The 20,745-nt window shown below is 68.5% G+C and carries 20 protein-coding genes; 3 read left to right on the top strand and 17 right to left on the bottom strand.

What is annotated here, in order from left to right; all coding sequences use genetic code 11:
• The 14 genes from ACFVM3_RS08135 to ACFVM3_RS08070 all read right to left on the bottom strand — a co-directional run bounded on the left by ACFVM3_RS08135 (window position 1) and on the right by ACFVM3_RS08070 (window position 15,196).
• A complete protein-coding gene (locus ACFVM3_RS08135) occupies window positions 1-210 on the bottom strand; it encodes a hypothetical protein (protein WP_378436747.1) in 210 nt (69 codons plus the stop codon).
• On the bottom strand, window positions 207-1,316 hold the full coding sequence (locus ACFVM3_RS08130) for a peptidyl-prolyl cis-trans isomerase (protein WP_378436745.1): 1,110 nt from the start codon (window positions 1,314-1,316) through the stop codon (window positions 207-209). The genes ACFVM3_RS08135 and ACFVM3_RS08130 overlap by 4 nt, the downstream gene beginning before the upstream one ends.
• The gene (locus ACFVM3_RS08125; protein WP_378436743.1) at window positions 1,313-3,586 is read right to left on the bottom strand and encodes an MMPL family transporter; all 2,274 of its coding nucleotides are present in this window, start codon (window positions 3,584-3,586) and stop codon (window positions 1,313-1,315) included. Before ACFVM3_RS08125 ends, ACFVM3_RS08130 begins: the two co-directional genes overlap by 4 nt.
• A complete protein-coding gene (locus tag ACFVM3_RS08120; RefSeq protein WP_378436741.1) occupies window positions 3,583-4,881 on the bottom strand; it encodes an MlaD family protein in 1,299 nt (432 codons plus the stop codon). The genes ACFVM3_RS08125 and ACFVM3_RS08120 overlap by 4 nt, the downstream gene beginning before the upstream one ends.
• Before the next feature lie 10 nt (window positions 4,882-4,891).
• Window positions 4,892-6,154 carry an MlaD family protein gene (locus tag ACFVM3_RS08115; protein ID WP_378436739.1) on the bottom strand — a complete coding sequence of 421 codons (1,263 nt, stop codon included), beginning with the start codon at window positions 6,152-6,154 and terminating at the stop codon, window positions 4,892-4,894.
• Window positions 6,151-7,446 carry an MlaD family protein gene (locus ACFVM3_RS08110; protein ID WP_378436737.1) on the bottom strand — a complete coding sequence of 432 codons (1,296 nt, stop codon included), beginning with the start codon at window positions 7,444-7,446 and terminating at the stop codon, window positions 6,151-6,153. Before ACFVM3_RS08110 ends, ACFVM3_RS08115 begins: the two co-directional genes overlap by 4 nt.
• A 41-nt stretch (window positions 7,447-7,487) precedes the next feature.
• Window positions 7,488-8,774, bottom strand: coding sequence for an MlaD family protein (locus ACFVM3_RS08105; protein WP_378436735.1), 1,287 nt, complete (start codon window positions 8,772-8,774; stop codon window positions 7,488-7,490).
• Window positions 8,774-10,144: an MlaD family protein gene (locus ACFVM3_RS08100; RefSeq protein ID WP_378436733.1), complete on the bottom strand. Its 1,371-nt coding sequence runs from the start codon at window positions 10,142-10,144 to the stop codon at window positions 8,774-8,776. The genes ACFVM3_RS08105 and ACFVM3_RS08100 overlap by 1 nt, the downstream gene beginning before the upstream one ends.
• Window positions 10,141-11,373, bottom strand: a complete 1,233-nt coding sequence (locus ACFVM3_RS08095) for an MlaD family protein (RefSeq protein WP_378436731.1) — start codon at window positions 11,371-11,373, stop codon at window positions 10,141-10,143. Before ACFVM3_RS08095 ends, ACFVM3_RS08100 begins: the two co-directional genes overlap by 4 nt.
• A 1-nt stretch (window position 11,374) precedes the next feature.
• On the bottom strand, window positions 11,375-12,181 hold the full coding sequence (locus ACFVM3_RS08090; RefSeq protein ID WP_378436730.1) for an ABC transporter ATP-binding protein: 807 nt from the start codon (window positions 12,179-12,181) through the stop codon (window positions 11,375-11,377).
• Between the two features lie 12 nt (window positions 12,182-12,193).
• Window positions 12,194-13,060, bottom strand: coding sequence for an ABC transporter permease (locus tag ACFVM3_RS08085; protein WP_378436728.1), 867 nt, complete (start codon window positions 13,058-13,060; stop codon window positions 12,194-12,196).
• Window positions 13,061-13,070: 10 nt separating this feature from the next.
• On the bottom strand, window positions 13,071-13,889 hold the full coding sequence (locus ACFVM3_RS08080; RefSeq protein WP_378436726.1) for an MlaE family ABC transporter permease: 819 nt from the start codon (window positions 13,887-13,889) through the stop codon (window positions 13,071-13,073).
• A complete protein-coding gene (locus tag ACFVM3_RS08075; RefSeq protein ID WP_378436724.1) occupies window positions 13,886-14,245 on the bottom strand; it encodes a hypothetical protein in 360 nt (119 codons plus the stop codon). Before ACFVM3_RS08075 ends, ACFVM3_RS08080 begins: the two co-directional genes overlap by 4 nt.
• 279 nt (window positions 14,246-14,524) lie before the next feature.
• Entirely contained in the window at window positions 14,525-15,196 is a 672-nt protein-coding gene (locus ACFVM3_RS08070; protein ID WP_378436722.1) for a response regulator, read from the bottom strand.
• Between the two features lie 39 nt (window positions 15,197-15,235).
• Here ACFVM3_RS08070 and ACFVM3_RS08065 point away from each other — a divergent pair, with 39 nt between their 5' ends.
• The 3 genes from ACFVM3_RS08065 to ACFVM3_RS08055 all read left to right on the top strand — a co-directional run bounded on the left by ACFVM3_RS08065 (window position 15,236) and on the right by ACFVM3_RS08055 (window position 18,645).
• Window positions 15,236-16,546, top strand: a complete 1,311-nt coding sequence (locus ACFVM3_RS08065; protein ID WP_378436721.1) for an ATP-binding protein — start codon at window positions 15,236-15,238, stop codon at window positions 16,544-16,546.
• Between the two features lie 112 nt (window positions 16,547-16,658).
• Window positions 16,659-17,744: a R2-like ligand-binding oxidase gene (locus ACFVM3_RS08060; protein WP_378436719.1), complete on the top strand. Its 1,086-nt coding sequence runs from the start codon at window positions 16,659-16,661 to the stop codon at window positions 17,742-17,744.
• Window positions 17,745-17,952: 208 nt separating this feature from the next.
• Window positions 17,953-18,645, top strand: coding sequence for an SGNH hydrolase domain-containing protein (locus tag ACFVM3_RS08055; protein WP_378436718.1), 693 nt, complete (start codon window positions 17,953-17,955; stop codon window positions 18,643-18,645).
• A gap of 4 nt (window positions 18,646-18,649) precedes the next feature.
• Here the strand turns inward: ACFVM3_RS08055 and ACFVM3_RS08050 are convergent, their stop codons facing one another.
• The 3 genes from ACFVM3_RS08050 to ACFVM3_RS08040 all read right to left on the bottom strand — a co-directional run bounded on the left by ACFVM3_RS08050 (window position 18,650) and on the right by ACFVM3_RS08040 (window position 20,735).
• Complete coding sequence (locus ACFVM3_RS08050) at window positions 18,650-18,904, bottom strand: hypothetical protein (RefSeq protein ID WP_378436716.1); 255 nt, start codon at window positions 18,902-18,904, stop codon at window positions 18,650-18,652.
• A 383-nt stretch (window positions 18,905-19,287) separates the two neighbouring features.
• On the bottom strand, window positions 19,288-20,274 hold the full coding sequence (locus tag ACFVM3_RS08045) for an SPFH domain-containing protein (protein ID WP_378436846.1): 987 nt from the start codon (window positions 20,272-20,274) through the stop codon (window positions 19,288-19,290).
• A 5-nt stretch (window positions 20,275-20,279) separates the two neighbouring features.
• Window positions 20,280-20,735: an NfeD family protein gene (locus ACFVM3_RS08040; RefSeq protein WP_378436714.1), complete on the bottom strand. Its 456-nt coding sequence runs from the start codon at window positions 20,733-20,735 to the stop codon at window positions 20,280-20,282.
• Window positions 20,736-20,745: the final 10 nt, after the last annotated feature.

Below are 20,745 nucleotides of genomic sequence, written 5' to 3'. Positions count from 1 at the left end.
TCACCAAAGGCTCCACACCGCGGCGAGCACGAACACGACACCCACGACCTGGAGCGCGTATCCACTCCGTCGCAGCTTCCCGATCCGCCTCAGACGCTCCGCTTTCGGCAGGGTCGGGCTGGTCCTTTCCGCCGCCGCACGGCAGCCCCACCGTCCGATCGCCACCAGTGCGGCACCCGCCGCCGCGAGCACGGCGAAGTCCGCGATCATCGCGACGGCCGGGGCTGTGCGGGCGCCTGTCCTGGCGCCTGGCCGGGCACCGACCAGCCGGGCGCTTGCTGCGGCGGTGCGGTCGGGTCGGCCGGACGGTATGCGTCGGCGTACCGGACATTCGCACCGGCGAGTTGCGACCCTAGCCATTCGCGCCATGTGGCGAGCGCCTTCTCCAGTACCAGCTGTTGCTTCAGCCGGTCTTTGACCTGGTCGAGGACGGCGGGCTGTGGCGGTAGGACCTGGCGGACCCAGCCTACGTTCCAGCCATTCTTGGTCTGTGTGGGACCGAACCGACCGCCGGCGGGTACCGCGAACGCCGCCTTCCCGTACTCGTCTTCCAGTTGCGCCGCCGTCACCTGGCCGAGGTCACCGCCTTTGCCGCGCGTGGCGCCGTCCAGACTCCGCTGGGCGACGAGGGTTTCGAACGGCGTTCCGGCGTTGAGGTCGGCGAGCACCCGGTCGGCGTCCTCCTTCGTCCGTACCACGATGTTGGCGATCTGCCGCCGTTCCGGATTGTCCAGTTGTGCCTTTCGCTGGGCGAACGCGTCCGCGACCTCGGCATCACTCACCGAGCTCCCCTTGGTGACCGAATCGAACAACTGCGAAACCGCGAGCTGGCGCTTGATCTCGTCGATCACCGCGTCCTCGGACGTCCCTGTGGTCCCGAGCGCCTGCACGAACTTGCTCCTCGCGTCCGGCCCTTCACCGATCTGCTGGGAGATGAACCGGGTCAGCACGTCACGCGCAGCCTTGTCCGCGATGACGATCCCGCGATCGCGCGCCGCGCCGTCGAGCACCATGCCCACTGCGACCGCCTTGGCCGTGTCCCGGCGAAACGTGTCCGATTTGGCGGTGTCCTGCGTGTCCGGCGGCTGTACCCCGTACAGCGCCTTCAGCGTCTGGATCCGGTCCTGCAACTGCTCGACCGTCTCGGTCTGATCGCCGTACGCGAAGACCACGCCGTCCGGCAGCTCGCCGGCGCGCGACGACCACCATCCGATCCCCGCGCCGCCGAGCAGCGCCACGAGCACCAACATGGTCAGGATTCGTCCGCGTCGGCTGCGGGGCAGCCGGACCTTGCCTGGCAGTGCGGTGAGTTTCATGAGGTGACTCCCACGAGTGGATCGGACGCTGGGGTGGTCTCGGACCCGGGTCCGGCCCGGGTGCGGCCGGGCGCGAGCCAGACCACGAGCCGCGCGGCGGCGATGGACAGCAGGACGGCGGCGGCGAGCAGCAATCCGAACTGCCGGATCGCGTCGAGCCGCGAGAGCGAGAGAACGAGGTAGCCGGCGGTCGAGACCGCGGCGACCAGCAGCACGGATCTGCGCAACGCGTGATCGCGACGGCGTTCTGCCTCGGCAAGCAGCACCGCGAACTCGCAGCCGACGGCGGCGATGAGGGACCCCAGCGCCATCGTGATCGGCGTCAAGGAAATCCCGGTCATCCAGATTCCGAGCAGGCCCACCCCGGTGGCGAGCAGCGCGGTCGCGACCGCGCGCAGCGCGTCCTTCCGCCGGGCGAGCACCACCGCGAGCACCAGCCCGGCGACGGCGATGCCGAGCCCGTTGGTCCAGAACCGGTTGCCGGACACAAGTTCGTACCCGCGCGCGGCGACGACCGGCAGTCCCGTCAATTCGGCGTGGTACCCCGGTGGCGCCGGCGGGAGCAGGCGCAGCAGGTCGTCGCGCAGGGCGACCAGGCCCTCGACGTCGTTGAGCCGGACTCCGAACGAGAGCACGGTTTGCCGCGAGTCGGCCCGTAGTACCGATCCGGTCAGGTAGGGCGGCAGCAGCCGGATGGCCGCGGTGATCTCGTCCTTGGTGGGCGTTGGCCCGAGAAAGTTCAGCAGCGTCGGCAGTGAAACGACCGGACGGAGGCTGTCCCCGTGCCGCGCGATGGCCACGTCCTGGGCCTGGCGCAGCCAGGCCAGCGCTTGCGGGGACGTGACGTCCGGGCCGTGCAGGACTACGTCGACCTCGCCCGAGGAGCCGATGACCTGCTCGACCCGCTTCGCGTCGTCGAACGCCGGTAGCCCGTGCACAAAGCTCTGGATATCGCTCTGCAGGGACAGCCTCGGCAACATCGCCCAGCCGCCCACCGCGAGTCCCACCACCACCAGCCCGACACCCAGTCGCACCGGGAGGCTCGTTGTGCGTCCACTTCGGACTGCGGCGGATTCGGGCTCCACGGCGGCGGGCCGGAACGACAAGCCGATGGCGAAGGCGACCAGCACACCGATTCCGAGCGCGATACCGAGATCCCGTACGAACGGCAACGGCGCGAAGGCCAGCGCACCGAACGCGGCCGCGGTGGCGGCCGCGACCGCGAAGACCACCCGCCGGTCGGCCCGCCGAGCCAGGTAGGTCGGGAAATCGCTGCCGACGCCGAGCAATACCGGCAGGAAGGCCACCACGCCGAGTGACAACGGACGACCGAGCCAACCGAACACCGCCACCGTCACCGCGGCGGCGGCCAGCGAACCGGCCAGCGGGAGCAACCGCCGCCGGCGCCGGTGCCACGGCACGAGCAGGAAACACAGGGCGACCGCGAGCAGAGCGGCACCACCGAGGAGGGGCAACTCCGCACGCACCTCGTCGGCAAGCGCGCCGGCTATCGCGGGCACGCCGGACACGGTCACCTTCGCCCCATCGACACGGGCCGCGTCGACGGCGTCCCGTACGCCCTGGACGAGCCGCTCGGTCCCGGCCTGGTCGAGGTTCTGCCGCGGCCGCACCAGGATCGCGGCCGCCTTCGCCGATGGCACCACGAAATGCCACTGCGGCCGCGGGTTCCCGTCCGCTCCGAACACGACGGAGTTGACGAACGCCTGGTTCTTCAACGTCGGCAGCCCGGCGGGCAGCGCCTGCACGAGCAGCTTGCCGTACCGCTGGTCGAATCCGGTCAGCGCGGCGTCGGCGGCCTTGGCGGCGTCCGCATCGGACGCCCCGCGCTCCTTGGCCTGTGCCTGAGCCTGCGCACGCAGGCGGTCGCGGCGGCCAGCCAGCTCCGCCATCAGGTCCTGCGCCCGGCCCGCGGCCTGGTTCAGCACGGTCCCAGGCCCGTAGACGGCGGCGACGTCGGGCAGCTTCGTGAACTCGCCCTCCAGCTTGACCAGCGACGGCAGGTGCGGCTGGTCCAGTAACAGCCCTGGCTGCTCCGCCTCGAGCAGCACGACCACCGGGTCGCCGCCGAAGGACCGGCTCAGCTCCTCGAACCGGGTGACGGCGGGGTCGTCGCCCGGCAGGAAAGAGCCGATCCCGGTCTCGATGCGCGTCTTCGCCATGCCGATGCCCACGAACCCGGCGAGGACGAGGAGGGCGGCGGCCAGCGCCAGGGCTTTGCGGGACGGCCTCCTCAGCTCGAGGCGCTTCACTTCGGCGGGTCCTTCTCGACATGCGGGTACGTACCGTTGAACGCGCCCGGATTCGCCGACTGTCCCGGTGCCGGGAACGGATTGTTCTTCTTGAGCGGACCGACGTCGATGTTCGCCGGCACACCCTTGACGCTCTGCTCGTTGAAGACCATGAACAGCCGGATCGCGTTGCCGTTGGCGTCACCCCGCGCGGTCACCTGGCCGATGTTGGTGAAGAAGGCGGCGACATCGCGGCCGTAGGGCACGAGGTAGGACAGCATCGGGTTCACGTCGCCCAGCGCCACGTTCAGGGTCGGCAGGAACTTCGACGCGTCGGCGGCCACCGCGGGCACCCTCTGCAGCGTACCGGGAGCCGCGTCGAGCACGCCGTTGAGCGAGGGCAACAGGCCGCGCAGATCCGCGGACGCGGCAGGCAGGTCCCGCAGCGCGGAGTCGAGATCGGGCGCCGCCGTGTTCAGGCCGCTCGCGACCGGGGCGAGCGCGGGTGACAGCCGGCTCAGCCCGCCACTCGCGTTCTTCGCAGTGTCCAGCAGACCGGGCAGCCGTTGCATGACCTCACGGAGCTCGGTGTCGCTGCCCGCGGTCGCCTGGGTCAGCTTGTCCGCGTCCGAGACGAGGTCGGCGATCTGCCCCTGCCGGGTGTCCAGCGCCGTGAGCAGCTTGGCGGTGTTCCCGGTGAGCTGCCGCAGATCCTCGGACTGGGCCGCCAGCGCGTCGACAGCGCCGTGACCTTCGCGTCCGAGATCGCCGAGCCCCTGCAGCGCCTGGGAAACGCCCTCCTTGGTGTCCTTCGTGCCGGCACCGAGCGAGCGGACGAGCGAACCCAGCGACTCCTTCGTCGGCTTGTCGAGGCTCGTGAGTACGTCGTCGAGTTCGACGGCCTCCTTGCCCGCCGTCGGCGGCAGCGCGACGCCGTTGGGGAGCGCGGGCCCGTTGCCGTCGGTGATCTCGAGGTACGTCTCCTCGATCAGCGTCTTGTTCCTGACCTTGACGGTCACTCCTTCGTGCAGCGGAGCGTTCCGGTCGAGCCGCATCGTGACGTGTGCGAGGTCGCCTTCGGTGCGCAACGCCTGGACCTTGCCGACCTTGACCCCCGCGATGGTGATGTCGGAGTCGTAGACCAGGTTCGACGCCGTGCGGAACTGCACCTCGGCCGTGTAACCCGCCTGGGAGATGCCGGGCAACCGCCCACCGGAGTTCAGCCACAGGTATCCGAACAGGCCGGCGCACGCGGCGATGAACACGGCGAGCACAAGGGTCCGGATGTGCGGGACATGCCTACTGGGAATCCTCATTGGACACTCCCTAACGCACGGCGGCGGCTTGCAGGGCGGGCAACAGCGGCAGCAGGCCCGTGATGCTGTCCGGCGACAGCTGGGCGATGGCGCGGTACGCGCCGCCGGTCCCGTCGCGCAGACTCGTGATCGACCGGGAATTCGTGATGAACGCGGCGAGATCGTCCAGGTACGGCAGCACCGCCGTCGTGATCGGGCCCAGCCGTCCGGTCACGGCGTGCAGATCACCGAACGAGGCGTTGAGGTCACCGACGAACGGCCTCAGGTCCCGGACGACGGGTGCCGCCTTGTCGACGACCGGCCGTGCGGAGTCGACGGTCTGCCCGAGCTTGTCGACCGTGCCGGTGAACTTCTCGAGCGAACCGGGGAGAGTCCCACTCGCCTCCCGCAGCTTGTCCAGGACCGGGTCCAGCTGGGAACTCAAGGCGCCGACGCTCCCGGTGGCCTGGTGCAGCTGATGGGTGAAGTCCGGCAGCTGGGCGAGCGCGGCATCGAGGTCCCCGTTGCGCTGTCCCACCGTCGCCAGGGTCTTCTGGAGTGACTCGGCCAAGGCACCGAGCCGCTCGTCGTCGCCACCGGTCGCCGACGCGATCTGCCCCAACGCAGTGACCAGGTTCTGCAACTTCTCCTTGCGTGTCTGCAGAGCGGTGACGACGGGTCGCAGGTCCCGTACCACCTGGTCGGTCGCGTCCAGGCCCTGCGGGAGGTTGCCGGGTGCTCCGGCCAGCGCGACGTCCGATTCGGCCAGCAGGGTGGTGAGTGCGTCCCGGGTATTGGCGTCCAGGTGCCCGAGTGCTTCGTCGACCTGCACCGGACGCACCGAGTTGGCGACGGGCAGTACCCCACCCTCCGGTAGCGGTTTCCCGGGCGGGCCGCCGGGATTCAGCTCGACGTACATCTCGTTCAGCGGACTTTTGGGTCGCAACAGGACACGGGCGTTGTCGTAGATCCGGTGTTCCTCGTCGATCGCCAGCTCGAGCCGCGCCTGCCCGCGGTCGTCGACGCTCGCTTCGCGGATGTCGCCGACGGCCACCCCCGCGATCCGCACCTCCTGCCTGCTCGAAGGGTTGATCGCCGGTGCCGACGCGAACGTGACCGAGATGCGGGTCTTGCCGTCCCAGGGCACGCGGACCTGCTGCATCGTCAGGATGTAACCGCCGGTCACCAGCCCTGCGGTCACGAGCGCGACCACCGCGAAGACGTTGCGCTTGAGCCGCGGTTCACTCGAGATCCGCTGCCAGGTACGCCGGATCCGGCCCGGGTGCGCGTTCATCGGCCGCTCCTGTTCTCCGGTGTGGCGCCCTGCAGGTGGGCGAGCGTGTTCATCAGCTGCTCGAAGTTGATCGGGGTGCCCGCGATGCTGCCGCCACCGAAACCCGGTTGGAGGCCGACGGCCACACCGTTCGGATCGGTGAGCGAGGAGGCGCGATCCATGGTCGCGAACATGTAGCCGATCTCCTTGTAGAGCGGATGGTCCGAGCCACCGCCGGCGTAGATGCCGGTGCCTTTGAAGGGCGACAGCACCCGGTTCATGATCGGGCCATTGACGCGGTCGAGCACCGGCCCGCGGACGTCGTCGAATACCTTCGTGGTGTCCCGCGCGGTGGGTACGAGCTGCTCGACCAGCGGCCGCACGTCGGTGAGCAGGCCGCGCACGTCCGACAGCAGCGGCCGGGTCCTGGCGAGCACCGGATCGGCGTGCCTGAGGAACGAGTCGAGCTCACGCGCGACCGGACGCGCGGGGTCGGCGGTGTCCCGCAGCTTGCCGAGCGTGACGCCGAGGTGGGCGAGCCCGTCGTCCGCGCTGTCCAGCGTCCTCGGTAGGTCGGCGATCGCGGAGGCGATGTCGGTTCGCCGGTTGTCCAACGTGGCGGTGACCTGATGCAGGTTTTGCACGATCGCGTCGAGCTGTCCCGGCTTTTCGGTCAGCACGCGTGCGGTCGACTCGAACCCGTGCACAAGGTTCGTCAGGTCCGTGCGGGGGTCCTTGCCCTGCAAGCCCTGCAGAACCGGTGTCGCCGCGTCGAGTGTGTCCGGCGCGTCGGCGAGCAGCCGTTCGATCGCCGCTCCCCCGCCGGCACGCAGGGTGCCGTCGAGGTTCCGCGTCGCGGATCGGATGCCCTTCACGGCATCGGGTTGGAGGGCGTCCGCAAGCTGTTGAAGCTCGACTGGGATCCGGGTCCGGTCGACCGGGATCGTGCCGGTGAACGTGGTCCGGTCACCGCCGGGGACGAGCTCGACGTAGTACTTGCCGCCGAGAACGGTGGTCGGGCGCAGGGCCGCGCGCGGTGCGGCACCGAGTTTGCCGGTGACACCGCCGTCGACCTTGACCTCGACCAGTGCCGAACCGTCGCCTGCCCGGCTGACCGAGGAGACCACGCCCACGGGGACACCGGCGATCTTGACCTGGGACACGAACGGCTGCAGATGGTAGTCCTGCGCGAACTGGACACGGACGATGTCACCGGGCCGCAGGGCTGTCGCGACGCGGTCCTTCTCGACCAGTGCATACCCGGCCAGTAACGTCACCACCAGGACGATGACGCCGAGTTTGAACGCCGTCACCGGACGCCGTTTCTCCTTGTGAGAACGCAATGACAACGCCTTCACCGGTTTCCTCCTGGGATTTTCCGGGCGTCTTGGGCCGCCTCACCCGGCGCGGGATAGGGATTCCTGGCGACCAGCGGATCCCGCACACCGCCCTGGCCGAGCACGGACTCCTCGCTGAACAACAGGTACAGCCGCAGAAAGTGACCGTTGGCGTCACCGTGGGAGAGTGCGGCGGCCCAGTTCGTGAACCACCCGCTGACTTCCGGCGCATACGGGGCCAGCACTCGCAGGAACTGGTCGGCACTGGCGAGGGTCTGCGTCAGCCGTGGCGCCAGTGGTCGCGCATCGGCGATGGTCTTCGTCAGGTCGGAGAGCGCGGGCTCGGCCTGCTTGCCGACTTCCGGCACCTTTCCCAGCGGCGGCACCGCTTCCCGCAGCACACCCCGGAGGTCAGGGGTCGCCTGGCCGAGTGCCCGTGCCCCGGGCGCCAGCTGTGACATGCCGGCGTGCAGGTCCTTGAGCGGTGCTTGCAGCGACCGCAGGCCGGACCGAGCCGCCTGCAGTGTGCCCGGCGCTCGCCTGACGACGTCGTCGAGCGGTTTCCCGTCATCGACCGCGACGGCCCGCATCGTCGTGTCGAGCCGTCCGAGGAGTTCCGGCAGCTGCTGCTGCCTGCCCGCGAACCTGGCCGAGAGCCGGTCGGTCGCGGTGAGCAGTGCTGTCAGGTCCGCGCCCTCGTTGCCCGACAAGGCCTTCGACACGGTCGCGAGGTCCGGCAGCAGCTCCGGTGCGGCCTTGAGCGCGTCTCGCAGATCCTGTGCGTGTCCGCCCGCCCCGCCGCCCGCTTCCCGGACGGTCGAGCCGAGCGCGTCCCGGGTGGGTGCGTCAAGGACGTCCAGCAGTTCGCTCAGTTCCTGCGATCCCGCTGTCCGCTTCGACGGGATGACGTCGGCCGGGCCGAGAGCACCCGCGCCGGGCGTGCCCGGGGTCAGCGCGATGTACTTCTGCCCCAGGGCGGACCGTGATGCCACCGTGACGGTCTTGGCCTCCGCGGCTGCGTCCCGGTAGATCGCCCGCCTGCCGTCGAGCTGGAGCGTCACCCTCGGCGTGCCGTCGACGAGCCGGACGTCCTTGACCCGGCCGACCCGGACGCTGGCGACGCGGACGTCGTCACCGGGGCGGAGCGCGCCCACGTCGGAGACGTCGGCGTCCACGAGGGTGTACCTCGCACCCGGCAGTCCCTGGTCCGCGGTGAGCGCGAGCTGCAGTGCGAGGGCGAACACCACCAGGACGACAGCGCCCGTGGACACCGAGCGGAAATTGCGCGACCGGCGCTTGGCCATCAGGAACCTCCGAGCAGGAAGTTGAGAACGCCACTCTCCTGGCGTTCGTTGAGCCCGGTCACGCCACCGTCGGGCGCGGTGAGGGAATTCTGGTCGAGCAGGCCTGACGAACCGAGCGGGCCGGGCAACCCGGGCAGCGGTGACGAAGCCGGTGGCTTGCCGGAACCCGGAATCGCCGGCGGCGGCGGGGTCCCGGTCAGTGAGGGCAGCAATCCGGTGATCTCCTCGGGATGGATGATCGCCTGACCCCGGAAGTAGTGCGAGAGGCCGTCCCAGCCGTTTGTCGACATCGCCCAGAACCGGAAGAAGTTCAGGACGTTCTCGATGTTGCCGGTCAGCTGCGCGGTGAGCGGGTTCGCCCCGGCGGCGGTGCCGCGCAGGGCCGGGCCTGCCTTCCGGAGTTCCTCGACGACCGGCCGTGCCGCGTCCATCAGCTTCTCGGCACGCTCGAGAACAGGTTTCGCACTCGTCAACGCCGGGTCGGCGGACTCGCTGAACTTCCGCAGCTCGTCGCTGATGGCGGTGAGGTCGTCGGTCGCCGGCCTCATCCCCTCGAGCACCGGGGTGGTGGACTTGGCGGTACCGGCGAGCTCGGAGAGGGTGTCACGGGCCGCGGCGAGGGTGCTCGGCAGCTCGGCGAGTGTGGCGTCCAGTCCTTGCTGGTTCTTCGCCGTGACGTCGAGCACCTGTCGAGAAGAGTCGACGAGGTCACCCAGTGTCTTGCCGCCGTCGGCAGCCAGCGCGCTCGCGACCGGCTGCACGTTGTCGACGACGTCGGCGAGCAACTGGTTCTGCTGGCCGAGGATCTTGACCAGCCCGTCGGTGTCCCGCATGGAAGACGCGAGTGCCTTGATCGAGGCCTGTGCGTTAGCGCCGTTGCCCTGCATGCCCTGGCCCAGCATCGTGACCAACGCGGCGAGCGACTGGCCCGTCGGGTCGTCGATCGTGTTGAGCACCTGGTCGAGGTCGGTGGCTTGCCCGGTCTGCGCGACCGGCAGTACGTGACCGTCGTTCAGCAGGGGCGCGGACGCGGTGCCACGGTCGAGATCGACGTAGCGCTCCCCCAGCAGGCTTACCGGCCGCACCGTGGCGCGGGCGTCCTTGTGCAAGGGTAGTGCCGCCCCGTCGATTTTGAGGGTGACGATCGCTTTCGCGTCGCGGATATCCATGTCGGCCACCTCACCGACGGTGACTCCCTTGACTTTCACGTCGTTGCCGACGACCAGCGGGCTCGCGTCGGCGAACTCTGCGGCGATGGTCAGTTTTTCCGGCTGTGCGCCGGATTTCGTGTTGGTGATCGCGGCGCCCGTTACGGCTACCGCCACCGCGGCCGTGACCAGCGCGGCCTGGATCTTCCGCGAAGGCTTCACCGGACACCACTCCCGAACGCGTCGGTCCACGGCTGCCCTGCGATCGCGCCGGGCTCCGGGAAGGGGTCGCTGACCATCCCGGGTGGCATCACCCCGGGGTTGTTGTCGAAACTCGAAATCCCCGCCGGGATGTTGACGCGCATGTAGTGGCCGTTGCTGTCGTAGTTGGCGGCCGAGGAGCCCCAATTCGACAACCACCCGACGACTTCGGGTGTGTAGGGCCGCAGGAAGTTCAGGGCGGGGGTCAGCGAAGCAACCGCGGAGTCCGTTCCAGGTAGCGCGCCGTGGGCACTGTCGAGCAATCCCGGGGTGAACTGCAGCAGGGTCCCGAGCGAACCCAGGGTCGGCCGCAGCTGCGCGACGGTCGGCCGGAGGTCCGCCAGCACCGGACGCAGGTTGCGGGCCACGGCGGGCAAGCGATCGGTGGCCGGGCGGAGGTCGTCCAGCAGCGGCACCGCCTTGTCGACCGTGCCGGGCACGGCTGCCAGCGTCCGGTCCGCCGTGGCGAGAGTGGCCGGCAGCTTCCGCAGCGCGGCGCGCAGCTGGTCCCGCTGCCCCGCGACCGCGTCGGTCGCGCCGGACAGTCCGGAGATGATGCCGCGCACCTGCTGGTCCCGGTTCACCAACGTCGTGACCATACCGTTCATCCGTCCGGCCAGATCCTTGATCGCCGGCCCATCCGAGCCGACCGCTCGCAGCACCTCACCGAGCGCCTGCACCGTCGGTCCCGCCTTCCGGACGGTCTGCTGGAGATCCGCCTCGTTGCCCGTAACGGTGCTATCGAGTCCGCGCACCAGCGAGCTGAGATGGGCGCGGGTGGCGGGGTCGAGCGCGTCCAGGACCTTGTCCATCTCGACCGGGTCGGACACCTTGCCGTCCAGGGTGCCCCCCGCCGGGATCACCGGGTTCGTCTTCGCGCCGTCGCGGACGTCGAGTTGCCGTTCGCCGAGTACCGCCTTCCACACGATGCTCGCCGACGCCCCGGAATGCAGCGGCGCGAAGTCCCGGTCCAGCCTCAGAGCGACCAGAGCCTGTCCGTCCTTGATGGACACACTGGACACCTGCCCGGCCTCGAACCCGTTCATCAGGACCTTGCTGCCGGCGATCAGCCCGGTCGCTGACGGCAGCACCACGTTCGCCGGGTATTCGTCGTCGCCAGGCGCGATCAGCAACGCGGCGGCGGCCACCGCCGCCACTCCCAGCACGAGGAAAGGAATTCTGCGCATCATTTCAGTCCATTCCCAGCGGTCCGGCGGAGTCGCCGGAGAGGAACTGGCGGACGAACGGGTCCGGGGAGTTGAAGGCCTCCTCGGTCGGTCCGTAGTGCACGACCTGCCCCTTCCAGATGACCCCGACGTAGTCGCTGACCTTGCGCGCGGTACGGATGTCGTGGGTCACCAGCAGGTAGGTACCGCGGTACTCCTGGTGCATGTCGAGGATCAAGTCGTTGAGCAGGCTGGTCCGGACCGGGTCGAGCCCCGAATCCGGTTCGTCGAACAGGACGATGTCGGGGTTCATCACCAGCGCCCGGGCGAAGCCGGCACGTTTGCGCATACCGCCGGAAACCTCGTTGGGGTACTTGTAGGACGAGCGCTCGAGGCCGACCTCCTTGAGCCGCTGGTTGACGATCGCCTCGATCTCGTCTTCGCTCATGTCGGTGTGCTTGCGCAGCGGGAACGCGGTGTTGTCATAGATGTTCATGGACCCGAACAGGGCGCCGTCCTGGAACAGGACGCCGAACCGCTTCCGCAGTTCGTAGCGCTCATGTTCGTCGATCTTCCAGATATCGCGGCCGAAGATCATCACCTCGCCCTGATCTGGTTCCAGCAGGCCGACGAGATGTTTGATCAGCACGCTCTTCCCGGTACCCGATGGGCCGAGAATGGTGGTGATCGCGTTGTCGGCGAATTCCAGGTTGAGCCCCTTCAGAACCTCGAAGCTGCCGAAGGATTTGTGGACGTTCCGCACCTCCATCGTGTGCACCCGCCCCGGTGAGCCGATCGTGTCGACGGCCGTACCGTTCACCCCGGTGACCATGAATTCTCCTTGTCAGTTTCCGATCGGCATGTTCGGGTAGGAGCCCCAGAAGAACCAGGTGCCGAGCAACCCGACGACATGGATGAGCACCATGTTCAGCATCATCGACTTCGCGGTGTTTCTCCCGACCCCCACCGGTCCACCGGAGGCGGTGTATCCGTAGTAGCAGCCGACGAAAATGATGATCGTGCCCATCGCGACCATCTTCGACATCGCGGCCATCAGATCGTAGGGATTCTGAAAGAGCCAGAAAACGAAGGAATATCCACCGCTGGACACGGTGCCCAACTGGTACACCGTGACCAGGTGCATAGAAATGAACATCAGCCCTAGCCCGACGATGTAGAGGAAGGGCATGCAGAGCCATGCCGCGGCGATCCTGGTACCGACGAGATAACTGCGCGACTTGATGCCCAGCACCTCCAGCGCGTCGATCTCCTCGGCGATACGCATCGACCCGATCTCCGCGACGAGCCCGCAGCCGACTTTCGCCGCGAAGATGTACGCCCACATGTAGACCGACATCTCTCGCAGCCCGCAGACGTCGTTGAACACCGCCGAATAGATCGGGGCGCCGATCTGTTTGAGGGTGTAGCTGGCTTCGGTCGCACACATGGTGCCGACGACGAACTGCATCAACCAGATGATGATGCCACTGGAGAGAATCAGAATCCCGGCCTGCGCGAACACTTCGGTGACGTGGTGACGCAGCTCTGGCAGGGCACGCACCGTGCGGCCGGCGAACTTCATGATGTCGCCGCCGACCGCGACCGCGTCCCGCAGTTTCGCCGCGATCCCGCTGAACGTGATCTCGACGTCGGGTGCCGCCGTCCGGCCCGTCGGCTTTTCCCCGGGCCCGCGCCGAACCTTTCCGGTCATTCCGTATTCCTCACTTGAAGACCTGCATGTCGGGGTTCAATCCGAGCAGCACGGACGTGTAGACGTAGTTGAAGATCCAGATTGAGGCGAACGAGATGACCACCGCCTGGTTGACCGCGCGGCCGACGCCGATCGGGCCGCCCTGGGCGTTCAATCCCTTGTAACAGCAGACAACCGAAAGAATCAGTCCGAACGCGAGGGTCTTCACGATGCTGCCCCACATGTCCGTCGTGGTCGCGTTGGACCAGAAGTTCCCGATGAACGCCGCCCCGGTGGCGCCGAAGATCGGCACCGCCGCGATGTAACCGCCGATGACGCCGCACACCAGCGCGAAAACCTCGAGGAGGCCTGTCATCAGCGTGACCGCGATGATCCGGGGCAGTACGAGAGTCCGGACCGGGTCGACCCCAAGGACCTCCATGGCGTCGATTTCTTCGCGGATCCGCCGAGCGCCGAGGTCGGCGGCGATGGCGGTACCCATCACGCCGGCGACGATCATCGCGTCGATCCACGGCGCGAATTCCCGAACACTCGCCATCAGCAGGAACGAACCGAGCCGGTCGGGGATGCCGAGCACGCTGTAGAGGCTGCCGCCCTGCATACCCGGGCCGGCGAAACCCAGAGCGGTCGTGGAAATGACGACCGGAAGCCAGCACCTGCGCAGTGTTTCGAACATCAGGTCGCGGACTTCGCCCCAGTAACCGAACGGATGACGGACCGCCAGCCAGAGCACACGGCCGAGCAGATGGACGATTTCCCCTGCCTCGACCAGCGGTCGCTGCACGGCGGCGGCCCATCGCCGGGTGGGCGCGGTTTTTGTTGCTGTCATTCCTTTTCGCCCTGCTTCCGGCGAGTACGAACGAAGTGACCGGCGAGGCCCGCAAGCCCACCGGCGGCGACGCCGAGGCCGGCGGTGGCCAGCACCTGCTGCGGTCCGACCGGCACCGAGGTGAGAAAGACCAAGGGCAGCACGAGAACGTAGCTGCCGACCGCGGTCACCGCGCCGTGCAGGATCGGAGACGTCGCGCCACCGGTGCGGAACCCGGCGATCGCGAAGGCGACGACCGCGGTGATCAGCAGGAAACTCGCACCGACGACAGGTGCGACGGCTGCGGCCACCGGCTGAAGCAGCGCGCCGATCACCAGAACGGCGAAACCGCGCCAGATACCGTGACCGCAGGCCACGAAATCGATCCCCCGGGAAACCGGGGGCCGAATGCCCGGCCGCGCATCCACTCCGACTCGCGATCGGCTCACCATTCCACCCAACTCCTTCTCCGAGCGGGACCGTCCACATCGGTCATCCGCGTCGCGGGACTGCGATGGTGGGTAATGATGCGGCGCACGTAACGGTGATCGCATCACCATCTGGCGGCAAATGGCCTACCCATTGGGGTAGTAGCGTTCACGGCACGCCCAAGCCCGGCGGCGCCGCGAGGAAGGCACCGTGGCACATCTGGGTGTCTACTCTGGACGGTTGTCTTCGCCGTGGTCGAGCAGGCCGTACGCACCAGCCAGACCGGCTGCCTCGACCCGGTTGGCCGCGCCGATCCGGTTCAGCAGCGAGGCGACCATGCGCTTGGCCGTGCGCTCGGAGACCAGCATCCGGTTGGCGATGTCCTGGGTCTCCATACCGCGGGCGAGCAGCGCCCACAACCGCAGGTCCTGGGAGTCGAGGGCGTCCAGCAGCGTTTCCGGCGGCTTACGGGCCGTCGTGAGCAGCAGATCGAGCAGCTCGCCTTCGAGGACCCGGAATCCGGCGGCGACGGTGAGCAGCGGCGCGACGAGGACATTCGGGTCGGCCGACTTGGTGAGATACCCGTCGGCGCCTGCGCGCAGCGCCTGCTCGGCAAGCTCGAGATCGTCCGAACCGGACAGCGCGAGGACGCGGGTGGCCGGGTGGCGCCGCTTGATCTGGCGGATCGCGGCCGCCCCACCGAGCGGCGGCATGGCCAGGTCGACGACGGCGAGGTCGGCCGCACAGGACTCGGCGAGAGCGGCCGCCTCTTCGACGTACGTGGTGGTTCCACCTACCTCGAAGCGGTCACCGGCGTTGGTCGTCAGCAGCAGCGCCAGTCCTCTCGCGAAGAGATCGTGATCATCCACGATCACGATCACCAGGCGCCGGTCAGCCACCGGCCTAGTATGACACTACTTTTCGCCACCGTGTGAACCATGGCGATAACAGTGAGTCACGAGGAGAGCGACATGCCGGCCAGCGCGCAAGCAACACCGGGCGCGTTCGTGGTCGCCCGGGTGATGGTGACCGTGCGGCTGGCGGTCGCGCTCTCGACGGCCCTGCTGCTGATCACCGGCGGCGAGGATGTCCGGCGACACCTGCCGCTGATCATTGCGACACTGTCCCTCGCGTCCGGCTACGCCATCGTCGTCGCGGCGAATCCGCACTGGGAGCTGAGCGCCCGGCCGGCGGCCTGGCTGCTCACCGCCCTCGACTCGGCCTTCGCGATGGCCACGGTCGCCTTGACCGGTGCGGCGGTCAGTCCGGCGGTGGCCATCCTGCTGCTCGTGGTCACGGCCGCGGCGATCCGCCTGCCCCTCGGACCGACCGTGTCGCTCGCCTTCGGGCTCAGCGTCCTCTACCTCGCGGTGGCGCTCCTGGTCGACCCCAGGTTCACGCCATGGGGCCAGCGATGGCTCGCGGGCCTCTGGTGGTCGAGCTACCTGATCTTCACCGGAGTGCTCGGAGCGAGCCTGTCCCGGCAGGTCGAGCGTGAGCGGGAAGCCGGGATCGCCGCCCGGGTCGAGGCGATGGCCGGGCACTCCGCGGCCGAGGAGGAACGCGATCTGCGGCGGCGGCTGCTCGAGTCCTACCAGTCCCAGCAGGAGGGTCTAGCGGTCCTGCTGCACGAGTTCCGCACCCCGGTGACCTCGCTGTGCGCGCTGGCCCGAAGTCTCTCCGCCGGCCACCCGGTCGCACCGGCCGACCGCGAAACCGGCACTCGCCTGATCTCCGAGCACGCCGACCACCTCTCCGACATGCTCGACGCCCTCGCCGATGTCGCGACCAGCCGCCGTCCCGAGTTCGGCACCGGCAGAGTCCGAACGGTGGCGCTGCGCGTGCTGGTGCTGGCCTCCGCGGACGCCGCCGGACTTCGGCCACCGCAGCTGCGGCTGGACCTGGACGACACGCTGAGCGTCACCACCGACCCCCAGCGGTTCCGCCGCGTGCTGACGAACCTGTTGGAGAACGCCGCCCGCCATGGTGAGGGCAAACCCGTCGACGTCGAAGCGGAGGTCACGGGCGGCAGACTCCGGCTCCAGGTACACGACCGTGGTCCAGGCATCGGCAGTAGCGGCCTCGGCAGGCTGACCGGCAAGTTCACCGCGTCCGGCTCGAACCGCGGCACGGCCGGGCTCGGCCTGTGGATCGTCGAGCAGATCGTGCAGGCGCTCGGCGGCCGCGTCGACTTCCGGAACCGTCCGGGTGGCGGACTGACCGTCGAGGTCGAGGTACCGGCGGACTGACCCCACCGGAAGTTGGCCCGTACGGGCCAACCCTGGCGCGCCCGGACCATTCCCTGGCCAGACCGGACGGGTGATCCTGGCGGCGCCGGTCCCCCGAACATCTGGAGTGGTCATGTCCCTCACCCGTGAGATCGAGCCCGGCCACCACCATGAGCCGGGCGGAAATTCGCGTGCCGGTCAGCGGCCCGACACGGTCCCACGGCGGCTATTTCGCGATGGTAACGCGGGGTTCTGGAACCCAGACGACATCGACCTTACCCAGGACGAGGCCGACTTCGCGATGCTGCCCGCCGACGAACGACGCCTGATCCGCGTTCTCATCGCGAACCTGCTGGCCGCCAGCGAATCGGTGCACCAGGACCTTCAGCCGTTCGTGACCGCGGTAGCCGCCGAGGGCCGACGAGACGACGAGGCCTACCTCACGCAGCTTCTGTTCGAGGAGGCCAAGCACGCGCAAGCGATCCGCACGTGGTTCGAGGCGGTCGGGATCGGCGACGACCTGCCCTGGTTCGCCGAGAGCGGGGCCTTCCGGCGCCGCATTTTCCTGGAAGAGCTGTCCTGGTCGCTGTACGCCCTCACCGACGACCACTCGCCGGCCGCCCAGATCCGGGCCTCTGTGACCCACAACCACATCGTCGAGGGCAGTCTTGCCCTGACGTGCTACGCCGCGTGGGGAAAGATCTGCCAGAGCCACGGGATCTTCCCCGGCCTCGGAAAAATCATCCAGCACATCGCAACCGACGAACGCCGTCACGTCGCCTGGGGCACGTTCACCTGCCGCCGCCACGTCGCCGCCGACGACGACAACTGGACGATCGTCACGCTGCGGACGCAGGAACTGCTCCCACTCGCCACCGCTCTGATCACAGACATGCTGACCCCGGTCGAGTCGGGCACACCATTCGGCATCAACACGGAGGCGTTAACCACGCGGGTGCTGGCCAGGGCCACCCGTCGCCTCCGATCGATCGCGCAGGCGCGGGGCCGCCGGGTCGAGGAAATCGACCGCGACCACTCGCCCATGCGCGTTGAGGACGAAAACGTAACGGCCCGCCCTGGCGGCGATACCGTCAGCCAGACCGTCGCGCCGATCAAGCCTCAGCGCTGGCCGCCGCCACCTACCACTTCGTCGAACAGCCGTTACGAGCCTCCAGCGTGGGAGACCGGACTCACTGGGGCGCCTACCGGTTCGGAGTGATCGCGCTGATTCCAGTCCCGCTGGTCGCCGGAACCTGGCAGTTGGTGAGTATCAAGAAGGCCGACTTCTCGATCGCGCTCGACGACGACCACCATCCCGGTGCGATGGCCCGCGATCCGGAGACACCGAAGAAACCTCTGCCAGGCAAGGACTTCGTGCCGCCGATGATCGCGGTCCCGAACGACTGGGGCGGCATCCCCGGTGCGGATTGCGGCCGTCCCGGTTCGACAAGATCCTCGAGGTCTGCACATCCGGCCCGGAGGGCGCCCCGGCGAAGACGATCGTCGCGGTCGGCGACTCGCACATGCAGCAGTACCTCGCCGCGCTCAAACCCTTGGCGGAGAAGAACGGCTACCGGATCACGTTCATGCTCAAAGGCGCGTGCCCGTTCTCCACCACCTCGGACGCGATGCCGGGCGACCCCGGCTGCCTCGCGTGGAACTCCGCTGCACAGAAGGAAATCCTGGCACTCCGCCCTGATGCCGTGCTCACCCTCTCCACTCGCGACGTCCGCCCGGGCCTGACCGAGCAGACTCCGCAAGGCTTCATCGACCAGTGGAAGGTCCTCGACCGCGCGGGCATCCCGGTCATGGCCATCCGCGACAGCCCCCGCCCAGGCTTCTCTCCTCCGGCCTGCATCGACGCCCACGGAGCCAAAGCCGCCGAGTGCAGCGTGCCCCGCAACAAATTACTCGCCGAACCGCCGCCGTACGCCTCCCGCGACATCCCGGGGAACGTGATGTTGCTCGATTTCAGCGACTACTTCTGCGGACGCAGCCTATGCCGCCCTGTCGTCGGGAACGTCCTGGTCTACATGGACGACAACCACGTCACCGCCACCTTCATGACCACACTCTCCCCCGTCCTGGAAAGAGCCATGATCACCGCACTCGGCCGGTGACGGCTCACCAGTGCCCCGCTGACGGCATCCAGGTGTTCTCCTCGTGGTCAAGCTCGCTCTGCAGGATCCGCGAGCTCGCATCGGGCAAGCGGCCCGCAGGACCGGCGGGCCACTGATCCCGGTACGGATACCAGAGCCCGTCCTTACCCAGCCTCACCTGCACGCCGGTTCCGTGGACGGTGCAGTGGTCGCGTTCGACGTCCAGCCCCGGGCCGGGATCGTCCACGACCTCGGCGAACGCTGTCCGTGCCCGCCCCATCGCCTGCGGCGGCGGGGTCCACCCGGTCTCCAGGACGTCGAGACCGGCCCGGCCACCGTGCCGCCATCACGCCAGCGGAGAAGCTCCCCGCACTGGCCTCGATGACGCTGCCCGGGCATGGACAGCCGACCTGATAGCGCCCGCTGCTGGGAGCGTGGTCACCCCGCGCGTACCCACCCAGCTCAGCCCACGACGTCTCTGCCCGTCGAATCCGGTCCGGCATTTCCTTCAACCGTCCGGCTCGTCGTCCGTCCCGTCTTCGACATGACGGACGGCTGGAACGGAAAGCTTCCGAGGGCTGGGCTCCCCGAGGCGCCGTTCATTTCGTCGACGGCATCGAGGCGGTCATGGCCAAGGCACAGAAAGCTCGCGGGTGACCGCCGTCAGGATGTCCGGGCGTCAGCCTCGGCTGCGGCGGCAAGGGCGGCGGCGACGCCTTCGGCTGCTTGTGCGGCGTCGTCCTCGGCTTTCACGGCTGGATCGTCGGCGGGTGCCACGTCTTTGGTGGCCGGGGACCGGGGGAGGTTCTCGGCGAAGGCGCGGGAGACGCTCTGGAGGGCGGTGGTGACTTCGCTGGGTATGACGAAGAAGGTGTTCCCTTCTCCTTGGGCGAGTTGGGGCAGGGTTTGCAGGTACTGATAGGCGAGCAGTTTCGGGTCGGGGTCGTTGCGGTGGACGGCTTGGAAGACCTGGTCGATGGCGCGTGCCTCGCCTTCGGCTTTGAGGATCTCGGCGGTCCGGTTGCCCTCGGCGCGCAGCACGGCGGCTTGCTTGTCCCCCTCGGCGGTGAGGATCTGGGACTGCCGCTGCCCTTCGGCCGCGAGGATCGCGGCGCGCTTGGCGCGTTCGGCGCGCATCTGCTTCTCCATGGCGTCCTTGATGGTCGCCGGCGGATCGATGGCCTTGATTTCCACCCGGTTCACTCGCAGCCCCCATTTGCCGGTGGCGTCGTCGAGGACGCCCCGCAGTTGGCTATTGATGGTGTCGCGGGAGGTCAGCGTGCGCTCGAGGTCCATGGAGCCGACGACGTTGCGCAGGGTCGTCACGGTGAGCTGTTCGACGGCCTGCAGGAAACTGGCGATCTCGTAGGCTGCGGCGCGCGGGTCGGTGACCTGGAAGTAGAGCACGGTGTCGATCTCGACGACGAGGTTGTCCTCGGTGATCACCGGCTGGGGCTGGAACGACACGACCTGCTCGCGAAGATCGATCTTCGGGTAGACGCGGTCGATGTAAGGGATGACGAAGCTGAGCCCCGGCGCCAGGGTCCGGTGGTAGCGGCCGAGCCGTTCCACGTTGCGGGCACGCGCTTGCGGAACGATGCGCACGGCGCGGAACACGGTGATCACGGCGAGCAGAGCGACCAGCAGCATCGCGATCAAGGCGGCGGAGATTTCCATGGTTCCTCCCTGGGGTAGACGAGGACTGTGCTTCCTTTGACCTCCATGACGTCCACGATCGCCCCCGCGGGAATCACGAGCGTCGGGTCGTAGGCACGGGCGGTCCATTCCTCGCCGGCAAGCCGGACCCGTCCCTCCATCTCGGACACTTCCTGGAGGACGGTCGCCGATTGTCCGATCAAGGCGTCGAAGCCGAATTGGGCATGTTGAGGGCGTTGCAAGTGACGCAAGGCGATCGGGCGGATCAGGACCACACCGATGGTGGAGACGACAGTGAACACCAGAAGCTGGAGGGTCAGCGGCAGCCCAGCGACGGCCGCTCCCGCGGTGACGAGCGCGGCGCCGCCGAGCACCCCGAGCGCGGCGGTCACACTGAAGATCTCCGCGACCCCGAGAATCACGGCGAAGATCAGCCAGATGACCCATTCGTCCACGAGTGACCTC

The sequence above is a fragment of the Amycolatopsis sp. NPDC057786 genome, assembly GCF_042797905.1.
In the GTDB taxonomy this organism is placed as follows: Bacteria; Actinomycetota; Actinomycetes; order Mycobacteriales; family Pseudonocardiaceae; genus Amycolatopsis.
Note: the sequence above shows the minus strand (reverse complement) of the source record. Positions and strands in the feature narration are given on the sequence as shown.

Coding starts and splice junctions, on each gene's coding strand:
- ACFVM3_RS08060 (WP_378436719.1), top strand. CDS start 16,659: ATGTCCCTCACCCGTGAGATCGAGCCCGGCCACCACCATGAGCCGGGC.
- ACFVM3_RS08065 (WP_378436721.1), top strand. CDS start 15,236: ATGGCGATAACAGTGAGTCACGAGGAGAGCGACATGCCGGCCAGCGCG.
- ACFVM3_RS08080 (WP_378436726.1), bottom strand. CDS start 13,889: ATGACAGCAACAAAAACCGCGCCCACCCGGCGATGGGCCGCCGCCGTG.
- ACFVM3_RS08045 (WP_378436846.1), bottom strand. CDS start 20,274: ATGCTGCTGGTCGCTCTGCTCGCCGTGATCACCGTGTTCCGCGCCGTG.
- ACFVM3_RS08135 (WP_378436747.1), bottom strand. CDS start 210: ATGATCGCGGACTTCGCCGTGCTCGCGGCGGCGGGTGCCGCACTGGTG.
- ACFVM3_RS08115 (WP_378436739.1), bottom strand. CDS start 6,154: ATGAACGCGCACCCGGGCCGGATCCGGCGTACCTGGCAGCGGATCTCG.
- ACFVM3_RS08085 (WP_378436728.1), bottom strand. CDS start 13,060: ATGACCGGAAAGGTTCGGCGCGGGCCCGGGGAAAAGCCGACGGGCCGG.
- ACFVM3_RS08090 (WP_378436730.1), bottom strand. CDS start 12,181: ATGGTCACCGGGGTGAACGGTACGGCCGTCGACACGATCGGCTCACCG.
- ACFVM3_RS08050 (WP_378436716.1), bottom strand. CDS start 18,904: ATGGGGCGGGCACGGACAGCGTTCGCCGAGGTCGTGGACGATCCCGGC.
- ACFVM3_RS08105 (WP_378436735.1), bottom strand. CDS start 8,774: ATGGCCAAGCGCCGGTCGCGCAATTTCCGCTCGGTGTCCACGGGCGCT.
- ACFVM3_RS08120 (WP_378436741.1), bottom strand. CDS start 4,881: ATGAGGATTCCCAGTAGGCATGTCCCGCACATCCGGACCCTTGTGCTC.
- ACFVM3_RS08095 (WP_378436731.1), bottom strand. CDS start 11,373: ATGATGCGCAGAATTCCTTTCCTCGTGCTGGGAGTGGCGGCGGTGGCC.
- ACFVM3_RS08130 (WP_378436745.1), bottom strand. CDS start 1,316: ATGAAACTCACCGCACTGCCAGGCAAGGTCCGGCTGCCCCGCAGCCGA.